Source organism: Streptomyces sp. SolWspMP-5a-2, from assembly GCF_900091845.1.
In the GTDB taxonomy this organism is placed as follows: domain Bacteria; phylum Actinomycetota; class Actinomycetes; order Streptomycetales; family Streptomycetaceae; genus Streptomyces; species Streptomyces doudnae.
In genome coordinates, this window is sequence record NZ_FMCI01000320.1 from 20181 (window position 1) to 34647 (window position 14467).

The 14467-nt window shown below is 75.2% G+C and carries 14 protein-coding genes; 6 read left to right on the plus strand and 8 right to left on the minus strand.

All coding sequences use genetic code 11. The features are described 5' to 3' along the window. Positions 1–94 precede the first annotated feature (94 nt). Positions 95–850, minus strand: a complete 756-nt coding sequence (locus tag GA0115242_RS31665) for a class I SAM-dependent methyltransferase (RefSeq protein ID WP_093834614.1) — start codon at positions 848–850, stop codon at positions 95–97. A 4-nt stretch (positions 851–854) separates the two neighbouring features. Then, entirely contained in the window at positions 855–1160 is a 306-nt protein-coding gene (locus GA0115242_RS31670; RefSeq protein ID WP_093834616.1) for a 4a-hydroxytetrahydrobiopterin dehydratase, read from the minus strand. Positions 1161–1272: 112 nt separating this feature from the next. On the opposite strand from GA0115242_RS31670, the gene GA0115242_RS31675 reads away from it, so the two are divergent. The 4 genes from GA0115242_RS31675 (at position 1273) to GA0115242_RS31690 (ending at position 4849) form a co-directional block, all read left to right on the plus strand. Next, positions 1273–2124 (plus strand): helix-turn-helix domain-containing protein, encoded by an 852-nt coding sequence (locus GA0115242_RS31675; protein ID WP_093834618.1) that lies wholly within the window; start codon positions 1273–1275, stop codon positions 2122–2124. Between the two features lie 226 nt (positions 2125–2350). Beyond that, on the plus strand, positions 2351–3214 hold the full coding sequence (locus tag GA0115242_RS31680) for a helix-turn-helix domain-containing protein (RefSeq protein WP_093834620.1): 864 nt from the start codon (positions 2351–2353) through the stop codon (positions 3212–3214). 172 nt (positions 3215–3386) lie between these two features. Continuing rightward, on the plus strand, positions 3387–4205 hold the full coding sequence (locus GA0115242_RS31685; RefSeq protein ID WP_093834621.1) for an SAM-dependent methyltransferase: 819 nt from the start codon (positions 3387–3389) through the stop codon (positions 4203–4205). A gap of 137 nt (positions 4206–4342) precedes the next feature. Continuing rightward, positions 4343–4849 carry a nitrate reductase molybdenum cofactor assembly chaperone gene (locus GA0115242_RS31690; RefSeq protein ID WP_093834623.1) on the plus strand — a complete coding sequence of 169 codons (507 nt, stop codon included), beginning with the start codon at positions 4343–4345 and terminating at the stop codon, positions 4847–4849. Positions 4850–5006: 157 nt separating this feature from the next. Here the strand turns inward: GA0115242_RS31690 and dnaK are convergent, their stop codons facing one another. From dnaK to GA0115242_RS31710, 4 genes are all read right to left on the minus strand, one after another. Beyond that, positions 5007–6899 carry a molecular chaperone DnaK gene (gene dnaK, locus GA0115242_RS31695; protein WP_093834625.1) on the minus strand — a complete coding sequence of 631 codons (1893 nt, stop codon included), beginning with the start codon at positions 6897–6899 and terminating at the stop codon, positions 5007–5009. Between the two features lie 138 nt (positions 6900–7037). After that, positions 7038–7463 (minus strand): OsmC family peroxiredoxin, encoded by a 426-nt coding sequence (locus GA0115242_RS31700; protein WP_093834627.1) that lies wholly within the window; start codon positions 7461–7463, stop codon positions 7038–7040. A gap of 75 nt (positions 7464–7538) precedes the next feature. After that, positions 7539–9608 carry an alkaline phosphatase family protein gene (locus tag GA0115242_RS31705; RefSeq protein WP_093834629.1) on the minus strand — a complete coding sequence of 690 codons (2070 nt, stop codon included), beginning with the start codon at positions 9606–9608 and terminating at the stop codon, positions 7539–7541. Positions 9609–9807: 199 nt separating this feature from the next. Further along, on the minus strand, positions 9808–10209 hold the full coding sequence (locus tag GA0115242_RS31710) for a hypothetical protein (RefSeq protein ID WP_093834631.1): 402 nt from the start codon (positions 10207–10209) through the stop codon (positions 9808–9810). Positions 10210–10293: 84 nt separating this feature from the next. Here GA0115242_RS31710 and GA0115242_RS31715 point away from each other — a divergent pair, with 84 nt between their 5' ends. Further along, on the plus strand, positions 10294–11067 hold the full coding sequence (locus tag GA0115242_RS31715; protein ID WP_161353384.1) for an MBL fold metallo-hydrolase: 774 nt from the start codon (positions 10294–10296) through the stop codon (positions 11065–11067). Further along, positions 11067–11684 carry a DedA family protein gene (locus GA0115242_RS31720; RefSeq protein ID WP_093834633.1) on the plus strand — a complete coding sequence of 206 codons (618 nt, stop codon included), beginning with the start codon at positions 11067–11069 and terminating at the stop codon, positions 11682–11684. Before GA0115242_RS31715 ends, GA0115242_RS31720 begins: the two co-directional genes overlap by 1 nt. A 48-nt stretch (positions 11685–11732) precedes the next feature. On the opposite strand, the gene GA0115242_RS31725 is transcribed toward GA0115242_RS31720, so the two are convergent. Both GA0115242_RS31725 and GA0115242_RS31730 read right to left on the minus strand, forming a co-directional pair. Then, complete coding sequence (locus GA0115242_RS31725) at positions 11733–12875, minus strand: MBL fold metallo-hydrolase (protein ID WP_093834635.1); 1143 nt, start codon at positions 12873–12875, stop codon at positions 11733–11735. Continuing rightward, positions 12872–14119 carry an aminotransferase class I/II-fold pyridoxal phosphate-dependent enzyme gene (locus GA0115242_RS31730; RefSeq protein WP_093834637.1) on the minus strand — a complete coding sequence of 416 codons (1248 nt, stop codon included), beginning with the start codon at positions 14117–14119 and terminating at the stop codon, positions 12872–12874. Before GA0115242_RS31730 ends, GA0115242_RS31725 begins: the two co-directional genes overlap by 4 nt. Between the last annotated feature and the right edge of the window lie 348 nt (positions 14120–14467).

A 14467-nucleotide genomic window follows, 5' to 3' on the forward strand; every position in this document is an offset into this window, starting at 1 on the left:
GCCCGCCCTCACCGGGGGCGTTCCCGTGCCGGGGGCGCTCCCGTGCCGGGCCGAGGGCCTCACCCCTCTCCGACAGCGTTCCCGTCGCTGCGGGCTACCCCTCCGCCGATACGGCGCTGTGGAAGGCGTGCAGGGTGAACTCCGGGTCGGGGCGCGGCCGTTCCTGGTCGGGGAGGGCGGCGAGCCGGGTCGCGAAGGGCTCCTGCGCCGGGTCGCCGGGCGGGAGCGTGGTGAACCAGCCTCGGCGCAGGTCGGTGACCGTGCGGCGGGGGCTGCGGCCCTGTCCGCGGCCGGTGAACCGCGTCTGCCCGGCCGGGGACAGCAGGTGCGCGAGCGCGTGCTCCGCGACCACCGCCGCCGCGTCCGACGCGGGTCGGCGCGGCCGGGAGGCGAGGACGGCGTCGATGTCGCTGCCCACGTCGTGGGCGGCCGCCTTGTCGACGGTGGTGACGTACACCCCGCCGGGGCGCAGCACCCGCGCGCACTCGGCGATCACCGCCCGGGTGTCGGCCGGGTCGGCGAACAGGTGCAGCAGCCACACGCTGGTCACCACGTCGAAGACGTCGTCGGGGAAGGGCAGCGCCCGGCTGTCGCCGCGCACGACGGCGCCGGGGAGGCGGTCGGCGGCCCGGCGCGCCATGCCGTCCGTCAGGTCCACGCCGGTCACCCGCAGGGCGGGCCGGGCCGCGGCGATCCGCCGGGTGACGATGCCGGTGCCGCACGCGACGTCCAGGAGCCGTCCGGCGCGGTCGGGGACCAGGCTCAGGACGGCGTCGGCGGCAGCGGCGGCGCGGGGTTCGCCGCCCCGGAGGGTGTCGTACGCGTCGGCTTCCTCGTCGTAGTCGAGCACCGCGTCACGTCGCGCCGTGGCCGGGGGCGAGCGCCTGCACCCTGCGGGCGAGCTGCACGTCGCGTTCGGTGACGGCGCCGCCCGCGCTGTGCGTGGTCACCGAAAGGGTGACGGAGCGGTAGCCGAGGGTGAGGTCGGAGTGGTGGTCCAGTTCGTCCTGGACCCGGGCGATGTGGACGACCATCGCGGCCGCCGCGAAGTGGCTGTCGAGGCGGTACTCGCGGGTGAGCCGGTCCCCTTCGGCGGACCAGCCGGGGAGGTCGGCGAGCCGGGCGTCGATCTCCTGCTGCGACAGGGCGTGCGGGGGCATGACCTCGCTCCTTCCCGAGCGGCGGAGTGCCTTCTTCCAGCCTGCCACAGAGGCGCGTCCTCCGGACACGGACGCGAACGGGCGCGTCCGGCGGTCGGTTACCGTCGGTGCCATGACCGCAGTCGTGCCCCCAGAGACCCCCTCCGTTCCCCGCGCCGTCGTGCCGTCCGCTCCCGGCAGGGGCGTGGGGCCGCTGCTGCGGGCCTGGCGACAGCGGCGCAGGGTCAGCCAGTTGGAGCTGGCGCTGCGCGCGGACTCGTCGGCGCGGCACATCAGCTTCGTCGAGACGGGCCGCTCCCGGCCGAGCGAGGAGATGGTGCTGCGGCTCGCGGAGCACCTGGACGTGCCGGTCCGTGACCGCAACGCCCTGCTGCTGGCGGCCGGTTACGCCCCGCACTACCCGGAGACCCCGCTGGACGACCCGGCGCTGGGCGCGCTGCGGGAGGGGATCGAGCGGCTGATCGGGTGCTACGAGCCCTACCCGGCGCTGGTGGTCGACGCGACCTACCACGTGGTCGCCGCCAACCGGGGCGTGGCGGTGCTGCTGGACGGGGTCCCCGAGCACCTGCTGCAACCGCCCCTGAACACCATGCGGTTGACGCTGCACCCGGAGGGCCTCGCGCCGCGCATCCGCAACCTGCCCGAGTGGCGCGGGCATCTGCTCGACCAGATGCGGCGGCAGATCGCGCTGTCCCGCTCCGAGCCGCTGCGCGCGCTGTACGACGAGGTGGCCGCCTATCCGGCGCCCGAGCCCGCGCCGGACGCGGTCGCCGAACCCCCGTCGCCCGCACCGCACTTCGCGCTGCCGATGCGGATCGAGCACGAGGGACAGATCCTGTCGTTCGTGTCGTCGATCTCCACCTTCAACACCCCGATGGACGTGACGGTGGCCGAACTCGCCGTCGAGACGCTGCTCCCGGCCGACCCGGCGACCGTCAAGGCGCTCCAGGAACTGCTCTCCTGACGCGCCCCGGGCCGGACGCGGTACCGGGTCCCGGACCGGAGTGCGCCGGCCCGGGACCCGGCACCCCCACGCTCCCGCGCGCCGGGCTGCGGGTCGATTACCCCCGGGGTAATGGGAGGAGGAGGCCCGCGGGAGTGGCACGCGCCTCACCGGGGGCACGGTGAGGATGACAGCGGAACGTGGCACACTGCTTCGCGCATACTTCGGCGCGTAGGGGAGGCGTGACGTGAGTGAGCGGCGTCCCGCGCCCACCGTGGGCCAGGTGGTGCTCGGCAAGCGGCTTCAGGAGCTGCGGGAGGCGGCCGGCCTCAAGCGTGAGGAGGCGGCCAGGATCCTGCGGGTGGCTCCGGCGACCGTCCGGCGGATGGAGATGGCCGAGGTCGCGCTGAAGATCCCGTACGTGCAGGTGCTGCTGCTGCGCTACGGCGTCCCGGAGGACGAGGCGGCCGACTTCGTCGCGCTGGCCGAGGAGGCGAACCAACCCGGCTGGTGGCAGCGGTTCCACGACGTGCTGCCCGACTGGTTCAGTCTGTACGTCAGCCTGGAGGGCGCCGCCCAGATCATCCGCTCCTACGAGCCGCACTTCGTGCCCGGCCTGCTCCAGACCGAGGGGTACGCGCGCGCCGTGATGGAGAGCGGCACGGTCGGGCAGAGCGGCGCCGAGGCCCTGGAGCGCCATGTGTCGCTGCGCATGACCCGGCAGCGGCTGCTGGACCGCGCGGACCCGCCCCACCTGTGGGTGGTCATGGACGAGACGGTGCTGAAGCGCCCGGTGAGCATCCACGGCGAGGTGATGCGCGACCAGCTCGACAAGCTGCTCGACCTCTCCGAGCGGGACCGGATAACCCTCCAGGTCGCCGAGTTCGCCGACGGCCCGCACCCGGGGACGTACGCCCCGTTCACGCTGTTCCGGTTCGCCGAGCCCGAACTGCCCGACATGGTGTTCACCGAGTATCTGACCGGCGCGCTCTACCTGGACTCGCGGGACGAGGTCTCCGCGCACCTGGAGGTCCTCGACCACATGACGGCCCGCGCCGCCTCCGCCCAGCGCACCCGCAAGATCCTGCGCGAGTACCGCGAAACCTTCTGACCCCGGACGCCCGGCCCCCGGCACCCGGCACCTGGACCGCCGCCCCCTCCTTCTCCCTCCCCCCGCTCCCCTCCCCCGTCCCCGCTCCTCTCCCTCTCTCCCCGCTCTCCCTCTCCTTCTCCCGGCACGACCTTTCCGAACGGACCTTCGAGCACCGAGGAGACGTCAGCGCATGACCGGACCCGACACCGCACCCGCGGGACCCGCCCCGATCGACACCAGGCGGCCCCACCCCGCCCGGGTCTACGACTGGTGGCTGGGCGGCAAGGACAACTACCCGGTGGACGAGGAACTGGCCCGCCGCATCCTGGCCGCCGACCCCACGGCGGTGCGCGGGGCGCGGGCCAACCGCCGGTTCATGCGGCGCGCGGTACGGGCCGCGGCGGAGTCCGGCGTCCGCCAGTTCCTGGACATCGGGACCGGCATCCCGACCGAGCCGAACCTGCACCAGGTGGCGCAGACCGCGGCGGCGGAGTGCCGGGTGGTGTACGCCGACAACGACCCGATCGTGCTGCGGCACGCGGAGGCGCTCCTGCAGAGCACCCCGGAGGGCAGCACCGACTACGTCCACGCGGACGTCCGCGACCCGGACACCATCCTGCGGCTGGCCGCCGAGTCCCTCGACCTCGACCGCCCGGTCGCGCTCTGCCTGATCGCCCTCACCCACTACCTGGACGACGCCGACGACGACGCGCACGGCCTGGTCGCGCGGTACATGGCGGCCCTCGCGCCCGGCAGCCACCTGATCCTCTCCCAGGTCACCCAGGACCTGAACCCCGAGGGCGTGGCCAGGGCCGCCGAGCTGTTCCGCAGCGGCGGCACCCCCTTCCACCCGCGTCCGCTGCCCGAGTTCTACCGCTTCTTCACCGGCCTCGACCTGCTGGGCCCCGGGGTGATCCCGGTCTCCGGGTGGCGTCCGGAGCCGGAGGACGTGGCCGCGCAGGCGGAGGGCGTGGTGCCGGTGTACGCGGGGGTGGCCCGCAAGCCCTGACCCGTACGGGTGCCGTGAACGGGTGCGCCGCGCGGCCCGGCCCTAGCGTCGAGGCACGGACCGACCGAGGGAGCAGGGGTGGCACGGAAGCGAGGAGCGCGCGGACGCCGGACCACGGACGGCGCCGGGGGGATCTGATGCCCTCGGACGCCGTGCTGTACCAGGCCGCCGCGCTCTGTCTGACCCGGCCCGACGACGGTCTCCTGGCGCGGCTGCCGCTGCTGCGCGAAGCGGCCCCGCAGGTGCGGGAGTTCGCCGACCACGCGGCCGTCACCCCGGCGGCCGAGCTGCGGGCGCAGTGGGAGCGGGTCTTCGGCCCCCGGCCCGGTCTGTACCTGAGCCGGTGGGCGGGGGCGGACGGCGCGGCGGACGACGGCTCCCTGGCCCGCTACGCGCGCGCGTACCGGGCGCACGGTCTGGAGTTCGCCGGGGACGAGCCGCCCGACTTCCTGCCCGCGGTCCTCGAACTGGCCGCCCGCACCGGGGAGACGGGCCTGCTCACCGACCACCGGGCGGGCCTGGAGGGGCTGCGGGCCCGGCTGACCGCGCTCGGCACCCCGTACGCGTCCGTGCTGGACGCGGTCTGCGCGGCGCTGCCGCTCCCCCGCCCCACGCCACCACCGTCCCGCAGACCACCGCCGTAACCGGTCCCTCGGGTGCCTCGGTCTCGCGGTCCGGTGACCCGGTGCCCCGGTGCCCCGGTGGTGCGGTGACCCGTTGATGAGGGACCTGGTGGTGCGGTGACCCGTTGACGGGGGATCCGGTGATGTGGGAACCCGGCGATGTGGTGACCCGGTGGGGTCAGGCCGGGCCGCCCTTTCCCTCGCGGTCGTCGTCGACGATCTCCGCCTCGACGACGTCGTCGTCCTCGCCGCCGGGCGGCGCCGTGCGGTCCCCGTCGTCCGCGCCGCCCCGCGCCTCCCGCTCGCCCTCGGCGCCCGAAGCCTGCGCGTACATCGCCTGGCCCATCCGCTGGCTGACGGCGCCGAGCTTGTCGACGGCCGCGCGGAGCGTGCCGGTGTCGGTGTCGGCCGGGCCGAGGAGCGCCTTGACCTCGTCGACCGCGCCCTGCACCTCGCTCCTGGTCCCGGCGGGGATCTTGTCCTCGTTGTCCCGGACGAACTTCTCGGTCTGGTAGACGAGTTGCTCGGCCTGGTTGCGGGTCTCGGCGGCCTCCCGGCGCCTGCGGTCGTCGTCGGCGTACTCCTCGGCCTCCCGCATCATGCGGTCGATGTCGTCCTTGGGCAGGGCCGAGCCGCCGGTCACCGTCATCTTCTGCTCGCGCCCGGTGGCGAGGTCCTTGGCGGAGACGTGCATGATCCCGTTGGCGTCGATGTCGAAGGCGACCTCGATCTGCGGGAGGCCGCGCGGCGCGGGCGGCAGCCCGGTGAGGTCGAAGACGCCGAGCTTCTTGTTGTAGGCGGCGATCTCGCGTTCGCCCTGGTAGACCTGGATGCCGACCGAGGGCTGGTTGTCGGCGGCGGTGGTGAAGATCTCCGAACGCCGGGTGGGGATCGTGGTGTTGCGCTCGATGAGCCTGGTCATGATGCCGCCCTTGGTCTCGATGCCGAGGGAGAGCGGGGTGACGTCGAGCAGCAGCACGTCCTTGACGTCGCCGCGGATGACGCCCGCCTGGAGGGCCGCGCCGACAGCCACCACCTCGTCAGGGTTGACGCCCTTGTGCGGTTCCTTGCCGGTGAGTTCCTTGACCAGGTCGGTGACGGCGGGCATCCGGGTGGAGCCGCCGACCAGGATGACGTGGTCGATCGCGGACACCCGCACGCCCGCGTCCTTGACCGCCTGGTCGAAGGGCTTGCGGCACCGGTCGAGGAGATCGGCGGTCAGCTCCTGGAACTGGGCCCGGGTCAGCTTCTCGTCCAGGTGCAGGGGGCCCTCCGCGGACGCCGTGACGTACGGCAGGTTGATCGCCGTCTCGGTGGAGCTGGACAGCTCGATCTTCGCCTTCTCTGCCCCCTCGCGCAGCCGTTGCAGCGCCATCTTGTCCTGGGCGAGGTCGACGCCGTACTTCCCCTTGAACGTCGTGACCAGCCAGTCCACGATCCGCTGGTCCCAGTCGTCACCGCCCAGGAGGGTGTCGCCGTTGGTGGCCCTGACCTCGATCACACCGTCGCCGATGTCCAGCAGGGAGACGTCGAAGGTGCCGCCGCCGAGGTCGAAGACGAGGACCGTCTGCTCCTCGCCCCGGTCGAGGCCGTAGGCGAGCGCGGCGGCGGTCGGCTCGTTGATGATCCGCAGCACCTTCAGACCGGCGATCTCCCCGGCCTCCTTGGTGGCCTGCCGCTGGGCGTCGTCGAAGTAGGCGGGGACGGTGATCACGGCGTCGCCGACGTCCTCGCCGAGGTACGCCTCCGCGTCCCGCTTCAGTTTCTGCAGGACCCGGGCGGACAGCTCCTGCGCCCGGTAGCGGGTGCCGTCGACGGCGCCGTCCTCGGGGAAGCGCCAGCCGGCGTCCCCCATGTGCCGCTTCATGGAGCGGGCGGTGCGGTCCACGTTGGTCACGGCCTGCCGTTTGGCGACCTCGCCGACGAGCACCTCACCGTTCTTCGCGAAGGCGACCACGGACGGGGTGGTCCTTGCGCCCTCCGCGTTGGCGACCACCGTGGGATCGCCGCCCTCGAGCACGGCGACCACCGAGTTCGTGGTCCCGAGATCGATCCCGACCGCGCGTGACATGGCTGTCCCCTTCCGCCGGGCACTTCCCTCGTTCCAGCACAGGACCTGGCTGGGTCGTTGTCAATGCCGGGTACCCGTGAACGGCGGTGCCGCGCACCGGGGACCGGGCGCGGCACCGAGGGTGGAGCGGCGGTGACGTCAGGTGAGCTTGGCCGTCAGGGTGATGGTGGTACCGGCCAGGGCCTGGCTGACCGGGCAGTTGGCCTTGGCGTCGGCGGCGGCCGCGGCGAACGCCTCGGCGTCGATGCCGGGGACCGTGCCCTCGACCGTCAGGTGGATGCCGGTGATGCCCTCACCGGGCTGGAAGGTGACGTCCGCCGAGGTGACGACCTTGGTGGGCGGGGTGCCCGCGCCGGCCAGGCCGTGCGACAGCGCCATCGAGAAGCAGCTGGAGTGGGCGGCGGCGATCAGCTCCTCCGGGCTGGTCTTGCCGTTCGCCTGCTCGGCGCGCGAGGGCCACGAGACCGGCTGCTCGCCGATGCCGGACGAGTCGAACGTGACGACGCCGTTCCCCTCCAGGAGGTTGCCTTCCCAGACGGTGTGTGCGGAGCGCGTGGTGGCCACGGTGAATCCTTTCGGATCAGGGCTGTTGCCTGCGAGTACGGGTTCCCATCCGATCACACTCCGCCTCCCCCTGTCTCAGGCCACCCTGCGGTCCCGCTCCTCGCGCGCGCCGGTCAGCGGCACCTGGGGCCCGTCCGACTCGCGCAGCCAGCGACGCAGCACCCGGTGCACCCGCTCGGCGCCGACCAGTTCCCCGCCGTCCTCGACGGGCGCGGACAGTTCGAGCGGGGAGAGCAGGAACGGGCGGCCCTGGGCGCCGCCGAGGCCGCCGTGCGAGCCGATCTGCTCCTCGAAGGCGAGGACCTCCCCGTCGTCGGGGTCGTGGCAGGAGTTGACCATGATGTCGGCGGTGTGCGGGAAGGAGTGGGTGCGGCGGACGGCGTCGGCGGCGCCCGGCCCGAACGCGGCGAGCGGGCCGGGGTCCTCGTCCAGCCGGTCGAGCGGGATCTCGGCGCCGTGCGCGCCGAGGACGACCCCGCCGTGCGCCTCGCTGCGCACCAGCAGGAAGCCGACGCCCGGGTGGTGGGCGAGCGTGGTGAGCAGCGCGGGGTGGCGGGCGTCGATCTCCTCCTTGGTCATGCGGTGCGGCACGTCGGGGAAGGAGACCAGGCCGAGGTTGCCCGAGGCCAGCACGATCGGCTCGGAGCGGCGGCCGCCCCGGTGCTCGTCCGTGCCCTCCTCGACCGGGCGGCGCAGCGCGGCGCGGACGGCGGCGCGGGCCTCGGCGCCGCTGCGGGTGCGGCGGGCCCGGCGCGGCACCGGCAGTCCGCAGCCCGCCCTGACCAGGTCGGCGAGGCCGAGGCCGTAGCGGGCCCTGAACGTCTCCCCGGGGCTCTGGCCGTGGTCGGACAGGAGCACGATCCGGTAGGGGCGCGGGGCGTGCTCGGCGACCTTCTCGATCAGCGCGAGGGAGCGGTCGAGGCGGGCGAGGACCTGGTCGGCGTCGGGGCTGTGCGGCCCGGAGTGGTGGGCGACCTCGTCGTAGGCGACCAGATCGGCGTAGACGGCGGTGCGCCCGCCGAGCATGTCCCCCATGACGGCGGCCACGACGACGTCCCGTTCCACGACGGTCGCGAAGGCGCGCACCACGGGGTAGAGCCCGCCCCGGCCGACGCGCGGGCGCTGTCCCCGGGTCCTGGCGCGGGTGGACTGGACGATCTCGCGGGCGATCTCGGCGCCGAAGGACAGCGCGGTGCGCACGGCGTTGGCGGGGTCGGAGAAGTAGGCGAAGTATCCGGCCCGGGAGCGGGTGCTGCGGTCCCGGCGGCGGGCGGCGATGGAGAGCACCAGGGCCTGTTCGTCGGCGCCGCCGCCGAAGAGGTTGCCGCGGCTGGCGCCGTCCCGGGTGAGGAGGCCGCCGTCGCCGGTGCGCTCGACGGCCCGGCGCTGGAGTTCGGCGGCGCTGGTGGGGCGGTTGCAGACCATGACCTCGCCGGTGTCTTTCTCGTACCAGCGGAAGGCGGGGATGTCGTGGTTGCTGCCGTGCAGGATGCCGAGCTGGCTGGCGCCGGTCTGGCTGGACCAGTCGGTGCGCCAGGGGGTGAGCCGGTGGGTGCCGTCGGTCAGCAGCCGGGCCACGGTGGGCATGAGTCCCCGGGCCGCGGCGGCGAGCAGCACGTCGTGGCCGACGCCGTCGAGTTGCAGGAAGACGGTGCCGGGGACGGCCGGGGAGGGCGGGTGACGGCGTCTGCGGCGGTCGGCGAGGCGGTAGAGGCGGCGCCGGTAGGCGTCGTCGTCGCGGACGGCGAGGGCGCCGCCGGTGGCGGAGGCGACGGCGGACATGACGGCGGCGACCACGACGGCCGTCTCCGGGGCGGCCCCGCCGCGCGAGGCCGGGTTCAGGCGCAGGGCGAGCAGCAGCAGGGCGCCGTTGAGGAAGAAGACCAGCAGGCCGAGGACGAGGGCGGGCACCAGCAGCAGCAGCCGCACCAGCAGCGGCCACACCAGGGCGGAGAGCAGGCCGAAGGCCCCGGCGCCGAGCGCGGCGGTGACGGCGATGCGGGTCGCGCTGTCGCCGTCGGCGGACTGGATGCTGAAGTCGGGCAGCAGCCCGGCGAGGACCAGCATGGTGACCGTGGAGGCCGCCCACACGGTGATGCTCCGCCCCGTCTGGCGGACGACCCGCCGCCACCGCCCGCCGCCCACGCCCGCCCACCTCACGTCCCGGTCCGTCACCTCGGCGGACCCGCGCCTCAACCCTGCCACACGGCCCCGGCCGGACCCCGGGCGGTAGCGGACGGCTCCCCCGCCCGGGGCGCGCGGGAGACCCGGCGGGGCGCGGCGGCGCCGCCGTCCGCGGGAGGGCGCCGGGGGCCGGGGGCGGGCGGGATGTGTCAGACACGGCCTAGCGGCCGTCGTACCCGGCGGTCGGCATGGAGAGCCTGCGGTGGACGTGGGCCTTCATCTGGGCGTCGTAGGCGGGTTCGGCGCTGCCGACGGTCTCGACCCGGACCCCACGCCGGGCGCACTCGGCGGTGAACTCCTCGACGGACGACAGGGCGCTCTCCAGCACCCGGTGGCTGGGCGCCACGAACAGGTCGACGCCCGCGCGGACGCCGTCCCACAGGACGCAGTGGTCGGCGCGGAGTCCGGACACCAGCAGTTCCCGGCTGACCCGGTAGCCGCGCTCGGCCGCCCAGCGGGCGCACATCGCGTGCTGGCTGCGGGAGTCCACCAGGAAGGGGTCCGCGTCCAGCTCTTCGAGCGGCGTCAGACTCGCGATGGCCGTGATCCGCACCGGTCCCATGGCGTCCCCCTCACCTCCGGGTTTCGCCGCCGACCCTACTCCTGCCCGTACGCTTCGGGGGAGTCGCACGAAGGAGGCAAAGAGGTGCCGGTGGAGATCACCTGGTGGGGTCACGCCACCTGCACGGTGGAGGACTCCGGCGTACGCGTCCTCACCGACCCGTTGTTCGCCCGCCGGCTCGCGCATCTGCGCCGCCGGCGCGGGGCCGTGCCACCCCCGGACGCCTGGCGCGCCGAGGTGGCGCTCGTCTCCCATCTGCACGCCGACCACCTGCACCTCCCGTCGCTGGAGCGGCTCGCGCCCGGGACGAGACTGCTGGTGCCCAGGGGTGCCTCCCGGGCGGTTCCGGGGCTGCGCAGGCTCGCCGGGCTCGACGTCGCCGAGGTGGCGCCCGGTGACCTGGTGCGGGTCGGTGACCTGGCCGTCCGGGTGGTGTCGGCGCGGCACGACGGGCGGCGGCTGCCGGTCGGCCCGCACCGCTGCCCCGCGCTCGGGTACGTCGTGGAGGGCGAGGGGCGCACGTACTTCGCGGGCGACACCGGTCTCTTCGACGCGATGGAGGGCGAGGTCGGGCCGGTGGACACGGCGTTGCTGCCGGTCGGGGGCTGGGGGCCGTACCTCGGGGAGGGCCATCTGGACGCCGGGCGGGCGGCCGAGGCGCTGGAGCGGCTGGCGCCGGGCAGCGCGGTGCCGGTGCACTACGGCACGTACTGGCCGATCGGCATGGACGCCGTGCGCCCCCACGAGTTCCACGCGCCGGGTGAGGAGTTCGTGCGCCTGGCCGCGCGCCGTGCGCCGGGCGTGGCGGTGCACCGGCTCGGGCACGGCGAGAGCGTCCGGCTGGAGGCCACCCGGTGATGGCACTGGCCGTCACCTCGACGTCGGCGGAGTCCGCGCAGCAGGCGATCGGCTATCCGACGCTGTTCCTGCTGGTGCTCGTGGGGGCGCTGCTGCCGGTGATACCCACCGGCGCCCTGGTCAGTTCGGCGGCGGTGGTCGCCTTCCACCAGACGGCGCCGTTCGCGATGGCGCTGGTGTTCGTGACGGCGTCGCTGGCCGCGTTCCTCGGGGACGCGGCCCTGTACTGGCTGGGCAGGCGCGGGCTGGGCTCCCGCAACGGCTCGCGGTGGCTGGAGACGATCAGGTCGCGGGCGCCGGAGGAGCGGCTGGCGCAGGCCAGGGACAAGCTCGCCGATCACGGGGTGACGGTCCTGGTGCTGTCGCGGCTGGTCCCGGCCGGGCGGATCCCGGTGATGCTGGCCTGTCTGCTGGCCGCGTGGCCGCTGCGGCGCTTCGCCCGGGGCAATCTGCCCGCCTGTCTGGCCTGGGCGGCGACGTACCAGCTGATCGGGGTGCTGGGCGGTTCGCTGTTCCCCGAGCCGTGGGAGGGCGTGGTCGCGGCGGTGGCGCTGACCGTGCTGATCGGCGCGGCGCCGAGCCTGTGGCGCCGGGTCAGGGGGACCCGTCCCGCGTAGCGCGGGACGGGTCGTGGCCGCCGCGGCGGCCCGTGCGGCACCCGCGGGTCAGCCGGCCGGGTCGAGGACCCTCGATCCGCCCACCGGGAGGTCCCAGAGGTCCTCGCGGGCCAGGCCGGCGCGGGCCCAGGCGGCGCGGACCCGGGTGAGGGGTTCGAGGACGGGTTCGGCGGAGAGCACGAAGGTGCCCCAGTGCATGGGTGCCATCCGGCGGGCGCCGAGGTCCTGGGCGGCCCGCACCGCCTCCTCGGGGTCGCAGTGCACATCGCTGAGCCACCAGCGCGGGTCGTAGGCGCCGATGGGCAGCAGGGCGAGGTCGATGCCCGGGTAGCGGCGGCCGATCCGCTCGAACCAGTGGCCGTAGCCGGTGTCCCCGGCGAAGTAGACGCGCTGTCCGTCGGCCGCGGTGAGCACCCAGCCGCCCCACAGGGTGCGGCAGGTGTCGACGAGGCTGCGCTTGGACCAGTGGTGGGCGGGGACGAAGTCGAAGCGGACGCCGCCCAGTTCGGCCCCCTCCCACCAGTCCAGCTCGGTGACCGAGGTGAACCGGCGGCGCCTGAACCAGCGGGCGAGCCCGGCGGGGACGAACACCGGGGTGTCGCGCGGGAGTCGGCGCAGGGTGGGGGCGTCCAGGTGGTCGTAGTGGTTGTGGCTGATGACGACCGCGTCGACCCGCGGCAGGGCGCTCCAGGCGACGCCGACCGGGGTGACCCGGGTGGGTGTGCCGAGGATGCGGCGGGACCAGACCGGGTCGGTGAGCACGGTCAGGCCGCCGATGCGCACCACCCAACTGGCGTGCCCGGCCCAGGAGACGGCGACGGTGTCGCTGTCCACCCGGGGCAGCGGGCCGGGTTCGAAGGGGATCAGCGGGACGTCGGCGAGGCCCTCCGGTCCGGGCCTGACGGCGCCCTCGCGGGCGAACCTGGCCATCGCCCGCAGGCCGGGCAGCGGGGTGGTGAGCCGGTCGTGGAAGGTGCGCGGCCAGCGTCTGGGCCGCTCCGTCGGGCGGGGCCCGGCGAGCGGCGGGAGCGGGGGCGTGCGCGCCGCGGGCGCCGGGTGGGGCGCCGTCGTCCCGGCGGGCTCCCGGGTGGCGGTGCCGGTGCGCACGCCGACGGTCTCCGCCGGGGTGTCGGGGGCGGCACCTGGGGCGGTGCTCGTCGTGGTGCTGGTCGACTCGGACTGGTGCGTCATCGAGGCTGCTCCCATCGCTGAGCGTCATCGCAAAGGTCTTCGAGGACCGACTTCACCTGCGTCAACGCGCGTTGCACGTGTGGCAGTTCCAACGGCGCGGGGGCGGTGAGGCATTCCGCGCGTTCACCACCGCTCGCGCCGAGCAGCGCACCGGTGGTCAAGCGGACGCGCAGGGCGCCGAGTTCGTCGCCGAAGCGGTGGCCGCCGGGGGCCGGGTGGCCGAGCCGGGCGGTGAGGAAGTCCTCCAACTCCTGGGCGTCGCCGACGCCGTGCGCGGTGAGCGCGGGGCGCAGCGGTTCCAGGTCGGCGTAGAGCTGCCGCCCGGCGCGGGGCGGGCGGGCCAGGGCTCCGGCCGCGACGACGGTGGCGTGCAGCGCGGTGGCCAGACACCCGTGCAGCCGGACGGCGGTGGCGGCGCGGTCGGTGACGGGGGCGGGCTCGGCGAGGGCGTAGCGGGCCGCGGCGGCGACCGGCGCGGCGACGCTCGCGCCGAGCGCCGTGAGGACGTCGAGCACGCGCGCGTGGAGGCGGGCGCCGCGCTCGCCCGCCTCGAACCGGGCGACGGCGGCGGGCCACCCGCCGGGCAGCAGGGCCCCGGCCAGGTCGGTGACGACGGTGACGCGGTCGGGGAGCATCTCGGCGGGGCTGAGCGGCACGGTGCCCGGGGGCGAGAAGACGGTGTCCCGCCAGGTCTCGTCGCTCACCAGGTGGAGTCCCTCGGCGGCGGCGGCCTCCGCGCACGCGTGCAGCAGTTCGGGGGGTGCGACGGTGCCGGTGGGGTCGTCGGCCACGGAGAGCACGAGAAGCTTCGGGTCGCCGCCCTCGGCGCGTATCCGGCGGACGGTCTCCAGGAGGGCGTACGGGTCGGGGACGCCGCCGCACTCGGCGGGGGTCGCGACGTGGAAGACCGGTCGGCCCAGGAGGCGCGCGTAGGGCGCCCACCAGGCGGCGCAGGGCCTGGGCACCAGGACGTCGCCGCCGAGCGCGGCGGTGAGCGCGAGCAGCAGCGCGGGGGCGCCGGGGGCGGCGGCGACCCGGTCGGCGTCGACGGGCAGCCCGCGCCGCGTCCAGTAGCCGCAGGCCGCCTCGCGTATCGCGGTGCCGCCGCCCGCCGGTTCCTCGTCGCCGGTGCGGGCGGCGCGGGCGAGGACGTCGCGCAGGGCGTCCAGGACGGGCAGCCCGTCCCCGGCACCGGCGGGCCCGAACCGTACAGGTCCGTGCCCCGGGGGGTCCGTCCGCCGCATCCGTGCCTCCGCGCGTCACCTGATCCGCCACCGGCGTGCGCCGTTCCGGCCGCCGGCGGGCCGACCTGGGCCGTCGTCCGGTGGTCGCCGTCGGCCCGTCTGCCCGGTTGTCCGTCCCGTACGCCCTCCGGCGCGGGCGGACCTCCGGGGTCCAGCGTGCCCAGGTGTGCCGGGGTCCCGCTCGCCGGGCGCCCGGCGCCCCGCTCGGGGGGCGGGGGTCAGCGGCTGTCGCGCCGGTGCAGCCGGTGGGCGGCGGCGGCGAAGGCGCCCGCGATCAGGACACCGCCCGCGACCAGCGCGGGCACCGAGTCGGTGAAGGTGCCGCCCGCGCCGGCCTGGACGCCGTGG

Coding starts and splice junctions, on each gene's coding strand:
- GA0115242_RS31670 (WP_093834616.1), bottom strand. CDS start 1,160: ATGCCCCCGCACGCCCTGTCGCAGCAGGAGATCGACGCCCGGCTCGCC.
- GA0115242_RS31675 (WP_093834618.1), top strand. CDS start 1,273: ATGACCGCAGTCGTGCCCCCAGAGACCCCCTCCGTTCCCCGCGCCGTC.
- GA0115242_RS31685 (WP_093834621.1), top strand. CDS start 3,387: ATGACCGGACCCGACACCGCACCCGCGGGACCCGCCCCGATCGACACC.
- GA0115242_RS31690 (WP_093834623.1), top strand. CDS start 4,343: ATGCCCTCGGACGCCGTGCTGTACCAGGCCGCCGCGCTCTGTCTGACC.
- dnaK (WP_093834625.1), bottom strand. CDS start 6,899: ATGTCACGCGCGGTCGGGATCGATCTCGGGACCACGAACTCGGTGGTC.
- GA0115242_RS31710 (WP_093834631.1), bottom strand. CDS start 10,209: ATGGGACCGGTGCGGATCACGGCCATCGCGAGTCTGACGCCGCTCGAA.
- GA0115242_RS31720 (WP_093834633.1), top strand. CDS start 11,067: ATGGCACTGGCCGTCACCTCGACGTCGGCGGAGTCCGCGCAGCAGGCG.
- GA0115242_RS31725 (WP_093834635.1), bottom strand. CDS start 12,875: ATGACGCACCAGTCCGAGTCGACCAGCACCACGACGAGCACCGCCCCA.
- GA0115242_RS31730 (WP_093834637.1), bottom strand. CDS start 14,119: ATGCGGCGGACGGACCCCCCGGGGCACGGACCTGTACGGTTCGGGCCC.